Raw genomic sequence first — 20570 nt, 5'->3', positions numbered from 1 at the left:
TTCAAGCACTTCCCTGAGTCATTACCGGCTTTAACTTTGCTATTGTGTATCTTGCATATATGTAGTTAAAAATTGATGCTATTATCCTTCCTGTAGCCAAACCTATCCAGATACCTGTAAGTCCCCAGTTGAATACCATTCCAAAGAGATATGTGAAACTTACTGTGAGAATCAGTTCCCTGATGATTGTCCAGGCAAGGCTTGTTGTTCCACGGCCGATTCCCTGATAGAAAAAGTTTGAAGGCATACCTATACCTACCAGCAATAGTCCGAATGAAGCGATTCTCAGGAAATTAGTGATTTCCGGAATCAGTGGAGCAGTATCCGGAGTATATGCAAATATCAGTGCGAGTTGAGGGGCAAATATTACCAAAAGAACTGTTATTGCAAGGGACATCATCATGGCAAACTTAGTACCGTAGGTGTGGGTTCTTTTAAGAAACTCCCAGTTCTTTGCACCGAAGGAGCTTCCGCTTACCGTAGCAACGGCACTGCCCACAGCAGTCAACGGCATGATTCCAAACAAATAGAGTCTTTGACCGGAAGTGAATGCTGCAATACCGTATTCCCCACCGATTGCTGAAATGAACATCAGATAAAAGCTCATTGCAATGGACATCATCAGCATATCCAGTGAAGATGGAATTCCAACCTTTAGAATATCCTTTGCTATTTTGGAGTCGAACTTGAATTCCTTTAGGTTTACATCAACGTAAGTGTCCTTTTTTATCAATATCCAATACATAATAACCATTGCTGAACCGAGAGAGCTTACGATTGTTGCAAGTGATGCGCCGGCAGAGCCCAAACCCAAAACATAGATGAACACTGGATCCAAAATAAAATTCAGAACAACGGATACAATCATTGCATACATTGCCCTTTTCATGTCTCCTTCACCACGCAAAATTCCGCTTCCACCATTTCCAAACATGAAAGCGAACAATCCAGCAAACAAAGGAGTACCATATTTTAAACCTTCAACCAGTGCCTGGCCTGATGCGCCGTATGCCCTTAAAAGCGGCTCCTGAATTGTGATTAAGAATAGGGTCAGTATTATGGATGCGATTAGAAATATAAAAAGGGAATGTGCGGCGGATTTGCTGGCGCCATCATGGTTTTTAGCACCAACCGCACGGCTGATGCTGCTTGTCGCACCGTTACCCAATCCTACACTAACACCATTTAAAATCATGAATATCGGTGTTACAAAACCTATCCCCGCAATTGCAGCCTGTCCCAATCCTGCAACCCATATACCGTCGACGATATTGTATGATGCTGTCAGAAGCATTGATATCATTATTGGAATTGCAAGTTTTCTTACCGCAATTTCAGGCTCTCCCCTCATCAGTTCAACATTTTTATTTGCCATGTTACTATCATATGATTTTCATAGAATATACATTTAATTGAATCAAACATTTCAAACGGCTGAGTAATCTCCATTATACATCACCATTACATTTAAATCAATAAAAATTCTAAACTATTTCCATGTCAAGAAGGGAAAAAATTGTAAAAACAAGTATAATAGGTATTGTTGTTAACCTTATTCTGGTTGCATTTAAGGCATTTGTCGGTATTGCCACCAATTCCATTGCGATTACTTTGGATGCAGTAAATAATTTAACCGATGCATTGTCATCCATAATCACAATTATCGGAGCAAAGCTTGCAGGCAGGGCTCCCGATAAAGACCACCCATATGGATATGGTCGTATTGAATATTTTTCATCCGTAATAATTGCAGCCATTGTTCTGTGGGCAGGTATCACCGCCCTGATGGAATCCTGGCCTAAAATATTCACCCCGGATGTCACAAATTACACAACAGTTTCCCTTGTAATTGTTGCGGTTGCAGTTGTTGTCAAATTGGTTTTGGGCCAATACGTCAAACGTGTGGGCGAAGACATTAACTCCCAGGCCCTTGTGGCTTCAGGTAGCGACGCGCTTTTCGATGCAATACTATCCCTTTCAACCTTGGTTGCGGCTATAATTTCAATATTTTTCCACATTTCCCTTGAAGGAATTCTTGGAGTTATCATTTCATTAGTAATTATCAAAGCAAGTATAGATATGCTTAGGGAAACCCTGGACAGCATGATTGGTGCCCGTGTTGATTCTGAATTATCCCAAAAAATCAAGGCATCAATTCTTGAAATTCCAGGCATTTACGGAGCATATGATTTGAGTTTACATAATTACGGACCGGAAGACATGCAGGGTTCTGTTCATATTGAAATCGATGATTCCCTTACTGCACTTGACATCCAGAAGTTATCAAGGAGTGTTTCCGCTAAAATAGCCAAAGAGTTCTCAATAATTTTAACTGTTGGAATATACGCCCATAATGACACATACAAAGAAATTCGTGATGATTTGTACCATATTGTTTCAAAATATCCGGAAGTATTAGAGATACACGGTTTCATTGTTTATGAAGAGAACGATTTGATTACCTTCGACATTATTGTTGACTTTGATGCGGATAGGGAGGCCGTGAAAGATAAAATTTTAAGTGAAATCAAGGCCAAACATCCGAAATTTGATTATCTGCTGATTGACGACTATGACGTCAGCGATTAAAATGATTTTAAAAATTGTGGGAAAGTGAAATCCCACATATTCATTTAATTTTCAAAACTTCCATTGATTAGGAATACAAACTCAAATTATTGTTAAACCAAACAAAATCAACAGCAATACAACATTAAGGATTGTAAATACAGTCAGATATCTTATTTTATATTCATTATGCTCCCGAACAAGAATCTTATATGAAATAAGATTTGCCATGGATGCTATGAGTGTTCCAAAACCTCCAATGTTAATTCCAACAATAATGGCTTCATAGTTTGTACTGAAACCACTGAGAAGCATGGCCGCAGGAACATTAGAGATTATCTGAGAAGACAAGATGCCAAAAATTACCTCATTGCCGATGATCCATTTTTTCAGCAATAAGCTCAAATATGGAATGTTTTCGAGATTTCCAATCAATATGAAAAGGGCAATGAATGTCAGAAGCAGAAAATAGTCAACACCCATAAAAACCCTTTTTATGAAATTTTCACCATCGAATTTCACATCCCCCATACCTGGCAAAACAATATCCTCTTTTGGAACGAATAATGACAGTGCTAATAAAAAAACTAGAGAAACTACTATATAAGGCAAAAGCAGCAGGAAAAATGACTGAAATGGAATATTTGACACAGTATACATTACAATATTGTGAGGAGCTCCAATCGGAAGAACCATACACCCCACATTGGCAGCAATTGTCTGCATGGAAACTGTAAATATTACCAAATCAGACCTTTCAATTTTTCTTAAGGCCAAGATTGCAAATGGGACAAAAATGACTAAAGAAACATCATTAGTGATAAAAATTGATGTGAAAAAACATGTAAAGACTAAAAACAACACCAACCCACGAGTGTTTTTGACTTTAGTCAATAACTTTCGAACCAAAATCTCAAAAATAGTCAGATTTTTCAATATCTCAACAACAAGCATTATCACGAAAAGAAGAAAAATTGTCTGCCAATTGATATATCCCAAATAATCCCAGCTTGGAATAACAAAAAAGCATGAAATAATGGCTAAAACTAATGATATGGAAAATACAAATTCCTTTTTAAAAAAATCAACTAGAGCAGGCATACTAATCTGCATCTTCGTCCATGGTTTCCAACAAAAAGCTTACCGGCCTGAAACCGTCATTGCAGGATAGCATTGCAGACTTTTTGTTTTTCATCCATCCATCATACAAGTCAGTGGCACCATAAGCCAGAGCCATTACGAATGGAGACAGGTTTTCCCATGCGCTGTCACAGAAATTCTCAGGTTTAGCCCAGCCATTGGCGATATAGACTTCACCCACCTCAACGTCACATTCGTTCTCCAGTGGATTCTCGTATTTTTCAATCAAGTCATCATGTCTGACCTTTCTCATGACTGTAATCCTTACCTTTTTCATAATAATGCCACCAAATCACTGCTTTCATATCTGTTATGACCTTTAAGAGATTTTTTATATTTCCAACATTTGATTGCTTCTTCAAGAGACTTGCCATCATTGTCATTGAAGAAGTCCCTTATATATTGATTGTATTGAAATTGTTTATCAATATTTGTTTTTTCCTTCGAATTTTGAATTTCAAAGTAGGCATCAATTGCTTCACGATAGGTCTTATCAGGATTTGCTTTCAGCCATTTTTGAAATTTGACTTTAAACTTGAAGGTTTTGCCTATTTCTTTTTCAAAAAATTCCCTCTTGTCTTGGCCGCATTTGAAATTTTCACCCAATTTTGAATCCAATGTGATTGTTGAATGAGAGTTATTTGAAACTTCCTTAACTACAGGCTCTTCTAACATTTCACCAGTACTTAAATAATGAATTATCCGGTTTTCCAAATCTTGCTTAGATCCGCTAACCTTCAAACCCTCCAACCTGCAAAAATCCTTAAGCTCGTCTTTTAAAAAATAGTATTCCTTAAATTCATATGGACTTAAATTTTTAGTTAATTTAGCCATAAAAATCTTTAAAATAAAAAAAAGTAGAGGAATCATCCTCTTGTTATGATACTTATAATGTCACCGTCTTTCAGTTCATAGTCACTGGCCACACGCATTTTTGACTTTGCATCAACCGCATGCATGAACTTGTCACCGATGTCGGTGTGTACAATATAGGCCAGTTCCTTAGGTGTTGCACCGTTTGGAACCAAAAATCCGTCAGGAAGGACATTACCCTTCTGGTCGGTGTATTTGTTTTCATCTGAAACTGGATAGACTACAATTCTGTCCAATAATTCGAAAATGGCATAATTCAGTGCATTCTGAACACCAGTACTTCCATAAACGTCCAGGATATTGGTTTGAATATATTCTAAACCTTTGCGCTGTGCTTCAGAAAGCTCTTCAGGTTTTAATATTTCAAAGTGATCCTCACCGGAGAGATAACTAATCAAACCGCTTTCAGCAGCCTTTACAAGTGCCAATTCTGAACCTGCTGAAGTTGGAATCACATTAGGATATTTTTCCTTGATTCTTTTGATGTTTTCAGCGGAAGTCGGCAAGTCTGCCTTGTTTGCAATAATCATCATAGGTTTTGCAATGTGGAGAATATTTCTTGTAAGCTCAATGAGGTCTTCCTCTTCCCACTTATTGTAATCAGGTTCTATTGTCCTTTTAGCCTCAATGATATCCTCAATGGCTATACCTGTACCTGACAGCTGGTCAAAAAGCACCTTTGAAATGTCCAGGTGTTCGGCTCCGACCTTCCTTATGAGCCTGACCCAATTTTTGGAAAGTATTCCATACATCCACATGACGATTTCATTTTCAAGAAATTCCAAATCATCAAGAGGATCATGACTTCCAGGGTCAACCGGATTTCCTTCAAGGTCTGTTGATCCTGAAGCGTCAATAACATTGATGAACACTTTAGCCTGCATCAGGTCGTCTAAAAACTTGTTACCTAATCCTTTTCCTTCATGTGCTCCAGGAACAAGCCCTGCAACATCTATCATTTCAATTGGAAGCAACCTTTTTCCATCGATACATATTGAATTGTGAGGATTGCAGGTAACGCCTAATTCCTTACATGGGCAATCCTTAATTACATGAGCAACTGCCTTGTTTGCATCTATTGTTGTAAATGGATAATTAGCCATTTCCACACCAGATGCAGTTGCTGAATTGAAAAAAGATGATTTTCCAACATTTGGTTTTCCACAAACTGCAATTTGAAGCATAATAATCACCTTAAATATATGTTTTTAAAATTATAAATAGTTTCATAATCAACCTATTATCAATGAAAGAAAATGACATTGAAAAGCCACAGGCTATGAAAATCAGACAGGGCATTCAGGATGCGATGACATATTCTCTACCTGACAAGAAGTTTAACCCGAAAAATATTGACCTGGTTGAAATTGATATCGAATTGGATAATTTGGGATGGAATTTTCACAATTACAGGATTTTAAACCTGTGTGATATCCATTTGGGCCAATGGATAAATCCCGAATATCTAAACGACCTGATTGATTATGTAAACACCCTGAACTATGATCTGATTACACTTACCGGAGATTACGTTTCCTATGTTATTGACGGCTATGACAAGGCCTTAAAGGAATCATTCTCCAAACTGGAAGGCAGGGACGGAAAATTTGGAGTTTTTGGAAATCATGACCACTGGATGGGTTCCGATAAACTCAACAAAATCTTTAAAGATTCAGAAATTGTCAATCTGAACAATGATGTTGTCATGCTTGAAAGGGATGGTGAAAAAGTTAATCTCGCAGGCGTCGATTCATGTACCGTGTGTGCGGACAATCTTGACAAGGTACTGGCCAAATTGAACAACAGCTATCCGACAATACTTCTTGCACATGAACCGGATTTTGCAAAGGAATCATCACAGACCGGAAAAATCGACCTGCAGATTTCAGGACATTCACATGGGGGACAGTTCATCATACCAAAATTTGAAACCACCCCTTTCAGAGGTCCGAACTCAACAAGATATCCTGTTGGACTTTATAGAGTCAATGACATGATTCAGTATACAAGCAAAGGACTTGGAACCAATTCATTCAGAATCAGAATCAACTGCAAACCTGAAATCACAATCATTACCCTGAAAAGTAAAAAACGACAGAAAATCACGATAGAATGACTTTGAAAAATCAGATTATCTCCTCACTCAAGACAGTGATTACATCAATTCTGCTTATCCTAGCGAACATAATCGCCGTTTTTGCAGTGGACTACATCAGTACAGATTTCAATATCGGCCCTGCATACAATGCACTGATTATTGTTATTGCAGTCGTTATTGCAAATGCACTGCTGTGGCCGATATTTCGACGTTTTCTGATGAAATACATCATCCTGACATTCGGTATCGGTGCATTGGTACTTAATTCAGTGATTTTTTATATTGCAACCTATCCCATCCCAGATGTCTATGTCGGCTTTTACGGCTTTTGGCAGGTCCCGATAGTGATGGCAATAGCCACCACATTTGCATCAAACATCACAAATACAAACTATTACGACAACTACATTAAACGCAGCCTAAAATATGCATTAAAAAGAAAGAGTGAAACCAAAAGATATCCAGGAGTGCTGATGCTTGAAATAGACGGATTATCTGCAAATACATTAAAAAAGGCAATAGACAACAACATAATGCCCACATTGAAAAGCTGGATAGAAAACGGCACCCACACATTGAAGGAATGGGAAACCGATCTCTCATCACAGACTGGAGCCAGCCAGGCGGGAATCCTTCATGGAAACAACAATAACATTGTTGCCTACAGATGGGTTGAAAAGAGAAACGACAACAGGATCATGGTTTCAGGAAAACTGAGCCATGCCCCGGAAATCGAGCAGAAAATAAGCAATGGAAACGGCCTTCTTAAAAATGGTATAAGCATTGCAAATATGTTTTCAGGAGACAGCAAGCTATCCGCCCTCACCTCCTCGAAACTGCATTCAATCACAAGAATCTACAACAAGACCCTTCATACAGTATTTTTGGACTCATATAACTTCCAAAGGATATTCGTTCTATTCCTGTGGGACATCCTGATGGAATTTAAATCCCAAATCAGACATAGAATCAGAAATGTGCAGCCAAGAATTAGAAGAGGCATCGTCTATGCCGCAGTAAGGGCCGGGGCTAATGTGGTATTAAGGGAAGCCACAACCGAAATTCTGACAAGCGAACTGTTCAGGGGAGAAATCGACACCGCATATGCCACATATATGGGCTATGATGAGGTCGCTCATCACTCAGGAGTTGAGGACAAAGACGTATGGGGCGTTTTAAAACAGATTGACCTTCAGTTTTCAAGACTGACCTCCGCCATTGAAATGAATGACCGTGACTACAAGATAGTGGTACTTTCAGACCACGGCCAAAGTAACGGGGCGACATTCAAACAGAGATATGGAATAACCCTGGGAAACTATGTGCGCCATCTGCTTCCGAATGACATCACATTCTTTAAAAACGAATACAACATTGACCACTTCAGGGATGCGGTCATACCTGAAAATAAACAGCTGTTAAACATTAAGGAACGTGTCGGAAACATACGGGACGACCTTTTTGAAGATGACGGAGCGGTTCAAAGCATCAGAAAAGGACTTGAAGAGCACAAACCTAAAATCATTTTTGAAAATGAACAGTACCTTAACTTGCGTGAAAGATATTCAAACAGCCTGGAATACATTACCGGCCATGACTATGTGGAATTGAGTACAAAAAAAGCCAAGGATTCCGAACTTATAGTTTTAGGTTCTGGAAATCTGGGTCTGATTTATCTGACCCAATGGAAGGAACGTCTGAATTATGAGGAACTGGTAATGCTGTTTCCGGAACTGATTCCGGGTCTTGTAAGCCATTCCGGAATTGGATTCATCATGGTGAATTCGATTACAAATGGGGCAATGGTCATCGGACAAAGGGGAATCTATTATCTGGACACTGATGAGATAGTTGGTGAAAACCCGCTTGAAGGTTTTGGTGAAACTGCCGCAAAACATCTTAAAAGACAGAATTCATTTGAAAATATGCCGGACATTCTTGTAAACAGCTTTTATGATGAAAAGCATGACGAGGTATGTGCCTTCGAGGAGCTTATCGGAAGTCATGGTGGACTTGGCGGAAACCAGACAAAACCGTTCATACTGTATCCGTCACAGTGGCAAGATCCAGGCGAATTGATAGGCGCGGAATCAATCTATAAATTCCTAAAAAAAGAAATTGAAAATTTAGATTCTGGATAGCCAGTAATCCAAAATTTCCTCTACATTCTCATCAAAACTTATTGTCCTATCCTTGTTTTCAGGTATTGCCTGCGGATAGTCCAAATTAAGTCTTATCAATGTTGAGTCTGGAGTGTTATAGGTCATCTGTTCGAAAGGATATCTGATAATGCCCGGAGTGTTGTAACCTACACCGATTTCAAGAAATACAATGTTTCCATCTGCCTTTTTTAAAAAATTTGAATAGTTCACACTCATCTGATGCCATTTTTCATCTTCAACGAAATAATTGTCCTTTCTAAGGTTCAGATCCATTTCCTCACCGCAAACGGGACATTTTGGAACCAAATCAGTAGGAATTTTGAAATTTTCAGTTTTATCAAGCCATTCGAAAACCTGTTTTTCATTGTCATAGAGCTTATCATGACATGCCTTGCCGCACTGCAAAAGACCATAATCGCCCTGTGTTGCAAAAATCCTTTCATCCTCAAAGCCGTTTATCCAGAACTGATGCTCGACATTTGTTGTGAGAACAAAATACTCCTTATCCTCAACCAATTTTAACAATTTTTGATAAACATCAGTTTTTCCGACATCATAACGGTTTGCAAAGATATGCCTAGCCCAATAGGCCCACTTTTCCTCTGACGTTTCAAAGGGATAGAATCCTGATGAGTACATGTCTGTGAAATGGTACTCGTCAATGAAATCCTTGAAGTACTTTTCAAACCTCTCTCCCGTGTATTCAATTCCGGCAGCGGTTGAAAGTCCAGCTCCCGCACCGATAATTATATAATCCGCTTCATCAATGGCCTTTTTAGCCTTATCCAATCTTAAAACAAATTTATCCATAAATTAACTCCTTATACAACAAATAGCTTTCATCTGAGAAAACGTCAAAAATTACATGTTTCAATGTGGTCTCATTGTCTTTGAGATAATCCTTGACGGTTTTTACGGCAATTTCACATGCCAGATCCTGCGGGAAGTTAAACACCCCTGTTGAGATGCCGCAGAACGCTATGGATTCAAGTTTATATTCCCCTGCAATACCCAGGCATGACTTATAACAGCTTGCCAAATCATCCTTATCCTTTTTTGACGGTTTCAACCCTTGAGGGATTGCAGGCCCCACGGTGTGAATCACATGTTTGGACGGCAGATTATATGCCCCCGTGATTTTTGCCTTTCCGACGCTTTCGTCAAATCCCTGCCTTTCCATTATCCTGTTGCATTCGTCCCTCAGCTGCAAGCCTGCGGCGGAATGGATTACATTGTCAATGCAGTTGTGCTGGGGTATGAAGCATCCGAGCAATTTTGAATTTGCGGCGTTTACAATTGCATCAACCTTCAAGGTGGTAATGTCACCCTGCCACAGCATTATCCTGCCGTCAACATCTTCAATATCCTCAATTCCAGTCAGGTGCTTGTTCAATGTTTCCGCTGTCAGGAATTCGTCCTGAACCTTTAAAAACTCATCGGATATTTTTAAAGGAGGTCTTATGTTCATAAGTGAGCGAAGCAATGCCCTTTTGGAATCATAGTCATGAGGAACAGCAATATCTTCATTTCTCTCATCAATCAAATAGCCAATCAAGTAATCCAACTGTTCTTTTGCGTTAATTTAAATCCCTCCCCAATATTTAATCATAGTTTGAATTATGATATTTAAATGATTTTTGTAACTTTCTGGAAACCGGGTTACCAAAAAGAAACCAATATATAATATCTTAATCAATTTTTAATTATGAACCCTGAAAAAGTAGTCTGTCCGGTTGACAGAACCTTAAGTCTTATCAACAAAAAATGGAGCATCCAAATCATAAGAGACATGTTTTTTGGAAAAAAGCACTTTAAGGAATTCAAGGAGGATAAGCCAAACCTTTCAAATAAGGTCTTGTCCAACTGCCTTAAGGATTTGGAAAAAAATGGACTGATTGAAAAGAAGGTTTTGAACACCAGTCCCGTCACCACCGAATATTACCTGACCGAATACGGACAGTCTATGAACAGGATTATATATGAACTTGCGATGTTTACCCTGGATGACGATTTGGATGAAAACTATCCGGAAGACAAGCGAGACGAACTGAAAAACACTTTTAGACAAACCCTGAAAATTGATGATTGAAATGAGCGGAAAAATTTATATCATTGGAATTGGACCAGGTTCAAGCGAATACCTGACCAAAAAGGCTCTTGACACTGTTAAGATGAGTGACTATACCGTTGGAAGCACACGTGCGATTGATCTTTTTGATGATGTGCAAAACAAGATTGCATTCAATGTAAAGGAATTGTTAGACACTTTGAAAAAGGGTGTTCAGCTTGCAGTTGACGGCAATACCGTATCAATTTTATCAACAGGAGATCCGGGTTTTTCAGGTGTCTTAAATACCGTTTTGAGAATTTCGGATGAGAAAGGTTTTTCCAAGGACAACATTGAGGTGATTCCCGGAATCAGTTCCCTTCAGCTTGCGGCGGCAAGATGCCATATCCAGTGGGACAATGCAAACATCATGACATTTCACGGACGTGAAAACATTGAAGACATACTTCCAGTCATCAACAACGGAAAGACAACCATTGCACTGCCGTCAAGAAAAGTCAAGGACATGGCGCAGTTTCTGCTTGACAACGGGGTTGAGGCGAAGCGCAGGGTAACCGTCTGTGAAAGGTTAAGCTATCCGGATGAGAAAATTGTAAGCACCACACTGGATTGCATTGCAGACAGTGAATTCACATACATGTGCATAATTGTCATATATCCATAAAATTGAGCTTAAAAATTCATTTTAAAAGTCTTTTACCTTTTAATTTGAAAATAAATCTTTATATAGTTCAGATATCATACTTTTATCGTCGATTAGACCATTATTGACGAAAAGGTAGATATTATGAACATTAAAATAAACACCATATGTTTCATTATCCTGCTGTTTTTACTTATCGGAGTCGCATCGGCAGCCGATAGCGATAATGAAACATTCACACAACCAATTGAACAACCAGACGATGAAATTTGCCTGATGAGTTCTGATGGCCAGGATGAATTGAAGGCAAGTAACGAGGATTCACAAAAGCTTGAAAAGAGCGATTCGGATGACAAGCTTGGGGCGAAAAGCAGCACTAAAAAGATAGAATCCAAATCCTCCAAAAAGGCAATATACGTACTTACAGAAGCGAGAACAAAAACCACTTTGAAGGTATCGAACGTCAAAATGCACTACAAGGATGGAAGCAAGCTTGTGGTCACATTAAAGGACAAAAACAAAAAGGCAATATCCAAAGCCAAAATAAAAATATATGTTTTTGGTAAAAGCTACACCGCAACCACAAATTCAAAAGGTAAGGCCTCTTTAGGCATAAATTTGAATGTTGGAACCTACAGCGGATTTGTTATCTATGGCGGATCTAAAAGATATTATGAAAGCAGTGCAAATTTCAAAATTACGGTAAAAACCACAGTAAAAAGTAAAAACCTGATAAAATTCTACACAAACAAGGCTGCATTCTATTCAACATTCTATGACAAGAAAGGAAAGCTTTTGAAAAACACCGCAGTCAAATTCAATGTGAAGGACAAGACATATTCCGTTAAGACCAACAAGAAGGGAGTTGCAAAGTTATCGATCGACTTGCCTCCGGGAGAGTATCCAATCTATTCAATAAATCCAAAAACATCACAGATTGTTTTAAACACAATCATAATCCGCACAATTCTTGAGACAAGAGACTTGACCATGCAGGAAAATGACGGAAGCAAGTTTACGGTCAAGGTTCTTAACTGTTACGGAAAGATTTCACCAAACAAAAAGGTTACACTGAAAGTCAACGACAAGACATACACCCCCACAAGCAATTCACAGGGCATTGTAACACAGGCAATTGACCTTCCCGCAGGAAAATACATCATAACAACTGAATATGCGGGATTAAAACACACAAACCAAATTACAGTGGAAAAAAGTCTCACACATTCAAAGTTCAGCCACATAAGCTTAATTCCGGATCATGTCAATGTTACTGTTCCCTATGTCTTTTCAAATTCAAAATATGCAGTGAAAACCGGTCCTGACGGAATACTTAAACTGCCTAAAAACGATGTCTTTGCAGTCCACATCAGCGAAACCGAACATTACACCTTCTCAACAACACCCCTCCCGAATGTCGATTCGACAGTACTGGACTATAAAACCTATCTGGTGCCATTTGACGGAAGCGGAATCAGAAGCGACTATAATAAAGACAATCTAAAAGGTGACGGCATTCTTATATCAAAAATTACAGACCACACACAGATTGAATTTAGAGGCACAACACAACTTGAAGCCGACATGTTCGGACTGACATATGACAAGCACCTTGACAACATCGAAATAATAACATACCTTCAAAATGACATGATAAAAGCAAGAATCCTATTTTTTACAGGAGCATTCGATGAGTTAGGGCTTAGAACAAATCTGGGAAAGCTATATGAAAAAAATACCTATGAAATCAACTTCAACACATACGACAAGCTGACAAACTACAACTCGGACAAAATCAGATTCACAAATACCGGAAAGACTGTGGAATACAGCGATGCGGGAGACTCAATATTTCCCAAAATATCAAAAGAGGACATTACAACAAAGCTGATTGTTAACGGCGTTGAGGAGCTTGACAAAAGTGAAACAATAACATACGGTCTCAGCGACCTCTACCAGCCGTTGAGGGGTTTTGAAGTGCTTCAGTCATTTGCCATAATAAACGATAAAATAGAAAAATCCTATTTGGAAAAATGGACAAAGGTAAGCTCATCATATCTGACCAGAATCGGAATATTAAACATTTATGGAATGTTTCTGGCATCACTTGAAACCGCATGGCTGGCCGATGAGATGGCAGACCAATACGCCGACGAATTCAATGTAAAATGGAGCCGTGAGAAAACCGCCACAATTCTTGGAGGAATCAACCTAAAAGACACATACCTACATATTTTAAATGCAGATATGGGAATGGATGTTACCGGAGATAGTGAGAACTCTTTAATTTTTAAAACAATGAATTCATTTTATTTGCCAAATATTGAAAGTTATGTGTTAAATCCTGTTGCTGAAGAATATAAAGAAAACACCACAAATTCACTGGACAATATTTTTGAATCCGCTGAAAATAACAACTTCAGCATCTCACAGATTGGAGAGATGTTTTATATCATAAATGAAGCTGACAACAGCAGTATAATAGCAATCAACTCAACAAGCGGAATTGCGAATGTCATTTACATCGGTGATGAATTTGCATACAAAGGATCTATGGTATCAACACCATGTGACTGCTGCAGCGTAGGCTCAACACCTATACAAATAATTACAGGAATTGGCAATACTTTCAACAGGATGAAAAACGCTGCGGGAGACATTGCGGGAAATGTTTTAAATAAGATTCATCCATTGAGCGTTCTGGGATATAAAGCTGGAGCCCTGGCTGCAGGAATTGCTGGAAAGTTAGTTAGTGGAAGTGTCATGGTAGGTCTTGCAAGTACAGTCGGACTGATGATGGGAATACATGGAGTTGGAAACTATGTGAAAAACAACTTTGTAGACAAAAAAGACTGGCATTGGGCTTATGAACATGTTGCATTTACCAGAAACGGATATATGCAAAGCAAAAAGTTTTTCAATATTCCCAAAAGTGACGGTACCTACGATTATATCGAAGTTGGAATTAATTCCGACGGCAGCCTAAACAGAAATAATGCATTATATATTGGAGACGGATACACTAAAAAACTTACAAAAGGTGAAACCTATAACTATTTCACAGAAGAAAAATGGACTGCCTGCAATATTCCAAGAAAATACCAAAAATATGAAGTGCCCCTCGTATTCGGATAATGAAAAGTTAAAATAATTTATTTTAACTTTTTTTAAATTTTTGAAAGACAGAATGTATATAAAATATACCAAAAAATATATTACATTATAAGATTAACAAAAGGAGGAAAACAATGGAGAAATATGAAATCCTGTTTGCAATACTAATAATAATTGCATACATTATATGCTCACTAACACTAAATATCCCACTTTATGCACATTTAATGTTTGGAGCGATACTATTAGTGGTACTGATGATTGCAATACTTCTAAAATTCAAACTAAAGTATGAAAACGAAAAGATTAGCAAAATTTTTAGAGTCATGTCAATACTTCTAATTGTCTGCTGGGGAATTGCAAGTGCTTTGGAAACAATCTATCAAAAAACTTTTTTCATCAATTCCGCAATATTCATAATTTTGATATTGATTGTTGAAGTGATTAGTTGGGTTTTAAGAAAAAATGAGAATGGTTAAAAGTTTAAACTTTTAACTTTTAATTTTATAATTGTATTGCTTCCTGAACGACCTCATCGTTGTCCTCACCATCATAGAGGATATGAGCAAGGTTTAAGAGTTTTTCCTGACCTTTTACCTCATCCTTGAATAGCGGAACTTCAGCGATGTGCTGGTCCGGGAACTTCTGGTCAATTAAAGCCAGTCTTTTTTGCTGGAGCTTGTGTCTTGAGTGGCAGAAGTCACAGTCACAGATGTCAGGCATCACCTGGTTGACGATTACGCTGTCAACGGTAATGTCATACTTGTTTAATGCTTCAAGTGCCCTTTCTGACTCATAGATTGACATTTCCTCAGGAATCACAACCATCTTGAATGTGGTCCTGTCAGGGTCTGACAATACCTCTTTTGCCTTGTCGATTTGCTCCTTGGTTCTTTTCAAGTCTTCAGATGTTTGAGGATCATCAACAGCTTCCATGAACGGCATGATTTTTTTAAGAGCATTTGTTGCTGAGCCCAGTTTTGCCTTTGCCAGCATCATTTTTCCAACCCATGAGTCCATGACTTCAGGAAATGACAGTAACCTTAATGTGTGTCCTGTTGGTGCGGTATCAAACACTACAACATCATACTCTTCAGAGTTCATTACTGTCATGAACACTTCAAATGCTGCTGCCTCATCCGCACCCGGTGAGGATGATGCCATGTCCAGCTGATCTGTTAGAAAATCCATTCCCAATAATCCTCCATCACTATCCGGATTTGCTGCTTTTTGAGCTTCCAATTGTGCCTGCTTTTGAGCCATTGCCTCATCAGGGTCAATTTCAAGTGCAAACAGGTTGGTCTTGATTTCTCTTGGATAGCTTCCAATTGGAACTTCAAGGGAATCGGCAAGTGAATGTGCAGGGTCTGTTGATACAATCAATGTTTTTTTGCCTTGTTCGGCCAGCCATAATGCTGTAGCGGAAGACACTGATGTTTTTCCAACTCCTCCCTTTCCACCTACAAAAATGAATGTTGTTTTATCCTTGTTGAATTTGAAATAATCTCTAAATGCCAAAAAAATGACCTCCTTAAATAAAGTTACTTTTAGTAGGCTCAAGTATTTTCCTATACTTATCGCCCATTTTGAGGGAATTTTTTCTACCTCAATTTCCACAACAATTTGGTAAATATAGGAATTATCTTTAAACTTACCTTTGGTAACTATATTTATTTTCATATAGTAACTATATACTTTTCGGTATGAAAATTCCAATACTTACCAAATGCTCTCTAGGACAATTTATAGTATAACTAAAATATTTATTATGTATTATATATAAAAGTTTATTATAAAAAAAATATATAAGTAATAATAAAATTATTACTTACACGATACAAAATAAGTTTTTTCTTAAGAGCATTATCCTGGAGATTGATTTTTTGAAGTTTTATTGTTGTTGTTCTTTTTCATCCATTTCCGCAAGTTCTTTTTGTAAATCATGTATTTTCATTTCTTTATAATGTCTCTCAAACTTTCCGGTTTCAATAAGAAAAGCTGATACTTCAAGAGCATCTCTATAGGTATAATTTGACTCTTGTATAATTTTCTTTTTATCCTCATCCATATAAGATGAGGTATTATTAACATTGGCCATAACTATTACAACCTATATATAATAATTAATATAATATTATATTATTACACTTATATAAATATAATTATTTAATTCATACAAATATTTTTAATGATAAAATAAAAAAAGAGTTAACATTAACGTTAACTACTGTATAAATCTGCAAATATCCAGGATGGATCAATAGCTATGACATTTCCATCTTCACACCAGATTGATCTTACATTTCCTGAAGTGGCATCTGCCACTGCAGCAGGATCTCTGTTAATCCAATTTCCAGATGTATGTTTCTTATGTCTTAATCTTAATCTGATGTGGCCAGTACCACTGACACGACATTTTACATGGACAAATTGTACATCATAACCTAATGATTTAGCTATTCTATAATAGACTTGTCCCCAGTCCACACAGTTGGAACCTTTACCTTGACTAGCATCTGTTATTGTTTTCTTGTCTGTTTTTTGTGAATCAAAGTATTTGCTGCATAATTTCTTTTTAGCTATTACTGCTAGAGCCTCATCAATACTATTACCTTTGAAAGTATAAGTCTTTTGTCATTACAACCGGTTCATTGACAAGGACTCCTACAGGAACTTCTGTGTCGTCACCAGTGTATTTTCTGAGTGACTCCTTTCCTATTGCTGATTTGTCTGAAATACAAAGTATGTCATCAACCATGCACTTATTGGAATACTCGTATCCAAGACTACTACCAGATGTAGTTATTACATTATCGACCAATGTTTTAACTCCATCATCCAATAAGAAGGTAGTAATCTCCTTTCTTTCTTCCAATAAAACAATTGTATCATTCACATTATCACATCGAATATATGGTTTCCTTTAACTGAAGGATTACATTTGATATTGCAGCCGTTTTCACTGGCCAGATTGCAGAAGTATAAATCCTCTGACAATACTGAATCATCCTCATAGGTTACGAACTTGAAATATGGATATGATAGCTTTTCAAAGATATCAACTTTAATCAGTGCAATTCCAAGTCCTCCACCTTTGATTTCAATTGGCCTTGGCACTTCATGAATCATGGTCTGACCAGTAATGCAGTTTTGATCATCGAAGTTTTTGCCGAAAGTGAATATCACTGTCTGATCAGTATTTGTTCTTTTCCGGTAATACCATCCAAGTGCGATATCAGATTCACATTCCAATAGCCTGATTAAAGTGTCAGGCTGTAATTGTATATCTGAATCTACCATCAGCACATAGTCATAGTTTCCGGCCATTGCGTTTTTAGCTATTTGGTTTCTTGCCTTGGCGCAGTCATAGCCTGAAACATAATCAAAGTAGAGAGTACAACTGTCAGGCCTAGTTAATCCGTATATGCTTTTGAAGCATTCGGGTTTGATGCTTTCAAAGGTTGGAACTGCAATCAGTATCTTCACTTGTCACCCTCCAGTTTCTGGATTCTCTCCTCAAGTTCATTCAAATTAGTCTTATCCTCTTTTTCACATCTATACTGATACAAGTCAATTAATAGTACAATAGTGATGGCTAAAGCAAATGGTATTATGCCTTCCATTAAAGCATACTTTGTTGCATTATCCATTATGATGTTGATAGCTATTGCTGTTAAAACAGCACTTGAAATTGTTTTGGTAAAGTTACAGATGATGATTTTCTTTTTTAAATCTTTCATAGAAATCAACTTAACAATATTCTCCATAAAAGCCTATTCCTTTTGAGGGTATCCCAAAACTCTTTTAGCTTTTTTCTTTGCGTATTCAACATCCCCAGCGCCTCTTATCCTACTTGCATAATGACTGGCTATGCCTAAAATAATCATTAGTATGCAGTAGGGAATGGTATTTTCTGTGATTCCCAAAGATTCTGAGTATAACATGATGATTGGTATAATGGTGACTAAAAATGAAGTTAATATGTCAATGTCTTTTCTGTTTCGCTCTAACCATTCATAAAGCAATGTTTTCCACCTCTTCATATGATTTGTTTGTGTGGCTGAGTATTATGCCGTCAACACAAATCTTTTCTTCAGTCCTGTAGACTTCTTCAGCGTTTTCCTCTACGTTTATCCAATCTTCGTATTCTTCAAGAGTTTCAAAGTATTTGATGTATTTCATTGTGCCTCCCAAGTAATTGAATAGTATAAGATTCCATTTTCGATTTTGAATTCTATAATGGGCTTGACTGCATAGGGATAGCCTGAGTCCACATATTTGGTGCCGTTCCAGTAGAACCAATGGCCTGTGGCCTGGTCAATGTAAGGGCCTTTGTTTTCCAATGTTCCGACAAGCTTCCTTATAGTCATAATCAAACCTCACTAATGATATTATATTTTTTATTATATAATTTATTATATATTTTATTATTTCTTTTATATAAAATATACTTTTTCATTATCATCGCAACCGTCCCATTCCATGTAGAGCTTGTTGTCTTCCCATACGAATCTGACGTTGTTGACAATAGCTACGTCCGGAAGTTCACAATAAGTGACTCCGTCCTTGTCCTTGACATAATTGGCCTGCGCCATGATGTTGGACTCTGTCGGTACGATCATGTTTACCACATGAGTTATTTCATCCTGCTCGAAGCTGCAGTCTGCAAGATCAATGCAGTTCTGGGATTCAGGATACATTTCAACTTCAGACATCTGCCTGTATACTCGAATGTATTCGACAGGATCCGTTTCATCAAGACCGACAATTGACAGCAACCTCAAGTCATGACCTTCATTTGGATTGCACAAGCCGTTTTTGTCAATGTAGATTCTGTCATTTGGATGAATACACTCGTTTGGCTTTTTAAGCTTTAATCGGAATACATCACCCAATACAGCTACAGTAACTAAAGTGTGTCCTGAAGAGCGAACCTGAACCTTCCCTAATAAATAGCCAAATGCCAGTTCTCCCTCTTTGGCTTTTCTAACTATTGTATGATTCATTGTTGATGATTCATCCAATGTTACCATTTCACCTACTCTGCACTGGTCTGATGAAATCCAGGCAGTATGTTCCTCATTAACATATGTTCTCTCACCCTCGTCCAGTAGGCAGGCTATTACGTCCATCTTCTCTTCATGGCTTAATCCTGTCGGATATCCACGGCCATGTCCGATTGTTTCTCTGTACTCTTCAATCATTTAAAACACCCAGTCCCAATCTTTGTTTTTAATTTTATCTGGAATGTATAGTCCGGTATTTTCCATTGTCTCATCATTAGCATCCCACAATAGATTACTGCCTTTATAAGCTTTGGGATATTCATGTTCTCCCTTGTATAATCTGATTCCTGTTTTAGTTTGTTTTTCAGTTACGGTTATTTCTGGAATTCCATTAGCTGCGAACAATGGTGATGGGAAGATTAACATCCACTTCAAATCAACATAGTTGTATTCTTCAAATTCTGTTGTTGCAAAGAATGTTGGAGCTATTTCAACTTCAGCGAAATTACTGTCATAAATTTTAGTTGGATTGTTCCTGCTGAATCCCTCAAGATAATCACCGTTTGATGAAAAACCATTTCCCACTCTTCCGTGAATGTGATATTGTTTATAGCTTCCGTTACTGTCACTTCCCTGATTGTAAGCGTCCCATGATGAAACCTGAACCAATGTTTTAGCTCCGTTAAACATCAGATAGCTTTTGTCACTGCCAGCCCAGTTTAGTGATGTTGATTTGGTGTCAATGCCATATGTTGTGAGACTTCCGTCCACTTGCATCATGACACTTCCAGTTGTTGAACCATGATATGTTGCATTATCATTAACATCAACACAACCGGTAATTCTTTTAAATCTTGCTATAACAACACGATTGTTTGATAATGATTGGCTTGAAGCA

General features: G+C 37.7%; 25 protein-coding genes. 7 read left to right on the top strand and 18 right to left on the bottom strand.

Features of this window, described 5'->3' with window-relative positions:
* Position 1 precedes the first annotated feature (1 nt).
* Positions 2-1375 carry an MATE family efflux transporter gene (locus tag QZV03_RS00125; protein WP_296873693.1) on the bottom strand — a complete coding sequence of 458 codons (1374 nt, stop codon included), beginning with the start codon at positions 1373-1375 and terminating at the stop codon, positions 2-4.
* A gap of 122 nt (positions 1376-1497) precedes the next feature.
* Between QZV03_RS00125 and QZV03_RS00120 the strand changes: the two genes are divergently transcribed.
* Positions 1498-2589: a cation diffusion facilitator family transporter gene (locus tag QZV03_RS00120; RefSeq protein WP_296873692.1), complete on the top strand. Its 1092-nt coding sequence runs from the start codon at positions 1498-1500 to the stop codon at positions 2587-2589.
* 81 nt (positions 2590-2670) lie between these two features.
* Here the strand turns inward: QZV03_RS00120 and QZV03_RS00115 are convergent, their stop codons facing one another.
* From QZV03_RS00115 to QZV03_RS00100, 4 genes are read right to left on the bottom strand one after another with little or no spacing between them, the layout of a single operon-like run.
* Entirely contained in the window at positions 2671-3669 is a 999-nt protein-coding gene (locus QZV03_RS00115) for an SLC13 family permease (RefSeq protein WP_296873691.1), read from the bottom strand.
* A gap of 1 nt (position 3670) precedes the next feature.
* Positions 3671-3985, bottom strand: a complete 315-nt coding sequence (locus QZV03_RS00110) for a TIGR04076 family protein (RefSeq protein WP_296873690.1) — start codon at positions 3983-3985, stop codon at positions 3671-3673.
* Positions 3982-4542 carry a DUF6434 domain-containing protein gene (locus QZV03_RS00105; RefSeq protein ID WP_296873689.1) on the bottom strand — a complete coding sequence of 187 codons (561 nt, stop codon included), beginning with the start codon at positions 4540-4542 and terminating at the stop codon, positions 3982-3984. The genes QZV03_RS00110 and QZV03_RS00105 overlap by 4 nt, the downstream gene beginning before the upstream one ends.
* Positions 4543-4574: 32 nt before the next feature.
* A complete protein-coding gene (locus QZV03_RS00100; protein ID WP_296873688.1) occupies positions 4575-5765 on the bottom strand; it encodes a redox-regulated ATPase YchF in 1191 nt (396 codons plus the stop codon).
* Positions 5766-5827: 62 nt separating this feature from the next.
* On the opposite strand from QZV03_RS00100, the gene QZV03_RS00095 reads away from it, so the two are divergent.
* Positions 5828-6697 (top strand): metallophosphoesterase, encoded by an 870-nt coding sequence (locus tag QZV03_RS00095; protein WP_296873687.1) that lies wholly within the window; start codon positions 5828-5830, stop codon positions 6695-6697.
* Complete coding sequence (locus QZV03_RS00090) at positions 6694-8820, top strand: phage holin family protein (RefSeq protein WP_296873686.1); 2127 nt, start codon at positions 6694-6696, stop codon at positions 8818-8820. Before QZV03_RS00095 ends, QZV03_RS00090 begins: the two co-directional genes overlap by 4 nt.
* Here QZV03_RS00090 and QZV03_RS00085 read toward each other — a convergent pair.
* Together QZV03_RS00085 and QZV03_RS00080 are read right to left on the bottom strand one after the other, a co-directional pair.
* Entirely contained in the window at positions 8806-9651 is an 846-nt protein-coding gene (locus QZV03_RS00085) for a hypothetical protein (RefSeq protein WP_296873685.1), read from the bottom strand. The two genes, QZV03_RS00090 and QZV03_RS00085, sit on opposite strands and share 15 nt — an antisense overlap.
* The gene (locus tag QZV03_RS00080; RefSeq protein WP_394350669.1) at positions 9644-10423 is read right to left on the bottom strand and encodes a protein-ADP-ribose hydrolase; all 780 of its coding nucleotides are present in this window, start codon (positions 10421-10423) and stop codon (positions 9644-9646) included. The genes QZV03_RS00085 and QZV03_RS00080 overlap by 8 nt, the downstream gene beginning before the upstream one ends.
* 123 nt (positions 10424-10546) lie before the next feature.
* On the opposite strand from QZV03_RS00080, the gene QZV03_RS00075 reads away from it, so the two are divergent.
* The 4 genes from QZV03_RS00075 (at position 10547) to QZV03_RS00060 (ending at position 15145) form a co-directional block, all read left to right on the top strand.
* A complete protein-coding gene (locus QZV03_RS00075) occupies positions 10547-10930 on the top strand; it encodes a helix-turn-helix domain-containing protein (RefSeq protein WP_296873683.1) in 384 nt (127 codons plus the stop codon).
* A gap of 1 nt (position 10931) precedes the next feature.
* A complete protein-coding gene (locus QZV03_RS00070; protein ID WP_296873682.1) occupies positions 10932-11573 on the top strand; it encodes a cobalt-precorrin-7 (C(5))-methyltransferase in 642 nt (213 codons plus the stop codon).
* A gap of 123 nt (positions 11574-11696) precedes the next feature.
* Positions 11697-14687 (top strand): hypothetical protein, encoded by a 2991-nt coding sequence (locus QZV03_RS00065; protein WP_296873681.1) that lies wholly within the window; start codon positions 11697-11699, stop codon positions 14685-14687.
* A 113-nt stretch (positions 14688-14800) separates the two neighbouring features.
* On the top strand, positions 14801-15145 hold the full coding sequence (locus tag QZV03_RS00060) for a hypothetical protein (RefSeq protein ID WP_296873680.1): 345 nt from the start codon (positions 14801-14803) through the stop codon (positions 15143-15145).
* A 25-nt stretch (positions 15146-15170) separates the two neighbouring features.
* Here QZV03_RS00060 and QZV03_RS00055 read toward each other — a convergent pair whose 3' ends face one another.
* The 11 genes from QZV03_RS00055 to QZV03_RS00005 all read right to left on the bottom strand — a co-directional run.
* Positions 15171-16184 carry an ArsA family ATPase gene (locus tag QZV03_RS00055; protein WP_296873679.1) on the bottom strand — a complete coding sequence of 338 codons (1014 nt, stop codon included), beginning with the start codon at positions 16182-16184 and terminating at the stop codon, positions 15171-15173.
* 373 nt (positions 16185-16557) lie between these two features.
* The gene (locus QZV03_RS00050) at positions 16558-16764 is read right to left on the bottom strand and encodes a hypothetical protein (RefSeq protein WP_296873678.1); all 207 of its coding nucleotides are present in this window, start codon (positions 16762-16764) and stop codon (positions 16558-16560) included.
* Positions 16765-16886: 122 nt separating this feature from the next.
* Positions 16887-17249, bottom strand: a complete 363-nt coding sequence (locus QZV03_RS00045; RefSeq protein ID WP_296873772.1) for a hypothetical protein — start codon at positions 17247-17249, stop codon at positions 16887-16889.
* Between the two features lie 25 nt (positions 17250-17274).
* Positions 17275-17562, bottom strand: coding sequence for a hypothetical protein (locus QZV03_RS00040; RefSeq protein WP_296873677.1), 288 nt, complete (start codon positions 17560-17562; stop codon positions 17275-17277).
* On the bottom strand, positions 17559-18152 hold the full coding sequence (locus QZV03_RS00035; RefSeq protein ID WP_296873676.1) for a glycosyltransferase family 2 protein: 594 nt from the start codon (positions 18150-18152) through the stop codon (positions 17559-17561). The genes QZV03_RS00040 and QZV03_RS00035 overlap by 4 nt, the downstream gene beginning before the upstream one ends.
* Positions 18149-18406: a hypothetical protein gene (locus QZV03_RS00030; protein ID WP_296873675.1), complete on the bottom strand. Its 258-nt coding sequence runs from the start codon at positions 18404-18406 to the stop codon at positions 18149-18151. Before QZV03_RS00030 ends, QZV03_RS00035 begins: the two co-directional genes overlap by 4 nt.
* Before the next feature lie 33 nt (positions 18407-18439).
* Positions 18440-18691, bottom strand: a complete 252-nt coding sequence (locus tag QZV03_RS00025; protein WP_296873674.1) for a hypothetical protein — start codon at positions 18689-18691, stop codon at positions 18440-18442.
* A complete protein-coding gene (locus tag QZV03_RS00020) occupies positions 18681-18848 on the bottom strand; it encodes a hypothetical protein (RefSeq protein ID WP_292886553.1) in 168 nt (55 codons plus the stop codon). The genes QZV03_RS00025 and QZV03_RS00020 overlap by 11 nt, the downstream gene beginning before the upstream one ends.
* Positions 18845-19036 carry a hypothetical protein gene (locus QZV03_RS00015; RefSeq protein WP_292886550.1) on the bottom strand — a complete coding sequence of 64 codons (192 nt, stop codon included), beginning with the start codon at positions 19034-19036 and terminating at the stop codon, positions 18845-18847. The genes QZV03_RS00020 and QZV03_RS00015 overlap by 4 nt, the downstream gene beginning before the upstream one ends.
* A gap of 66 nt (positions 19037-19102) precedes the next feature.
* Positions 19103-19870 carry a hypothetical protein gene (locus QZV03_RS00010; protein WP_296873673.1) on the bottom strand — a complete coding sequence of 256 codons (768 nt, stop codon included), beginning with the start codon at positions 19868-19870 and terminating at the stop codon, positions 19103-19105.
* Positions 19871-20570 (bottom strand): hypothetical protein (locus QZV03_RS00005; RefSeq protein WP_296873672.1); only part of this gene is annotated, 700 nt, incomplete at its 5' end.

Source organism: uncultured Methanobrevibacter sp., assembly GCF_902788255.1.
Taxonomy (GTDB): domain Archaea; phylum Methanobacteriota; class Methanobacteria; order Methanobacteriales; family Methanobacteriaceae; genus Methanocatella.
The sequence above is the reverse complement of the archived record's forward strand: the minus strand, read 5'-3'. Positions and strand labels throughout refer to the sequence as shown.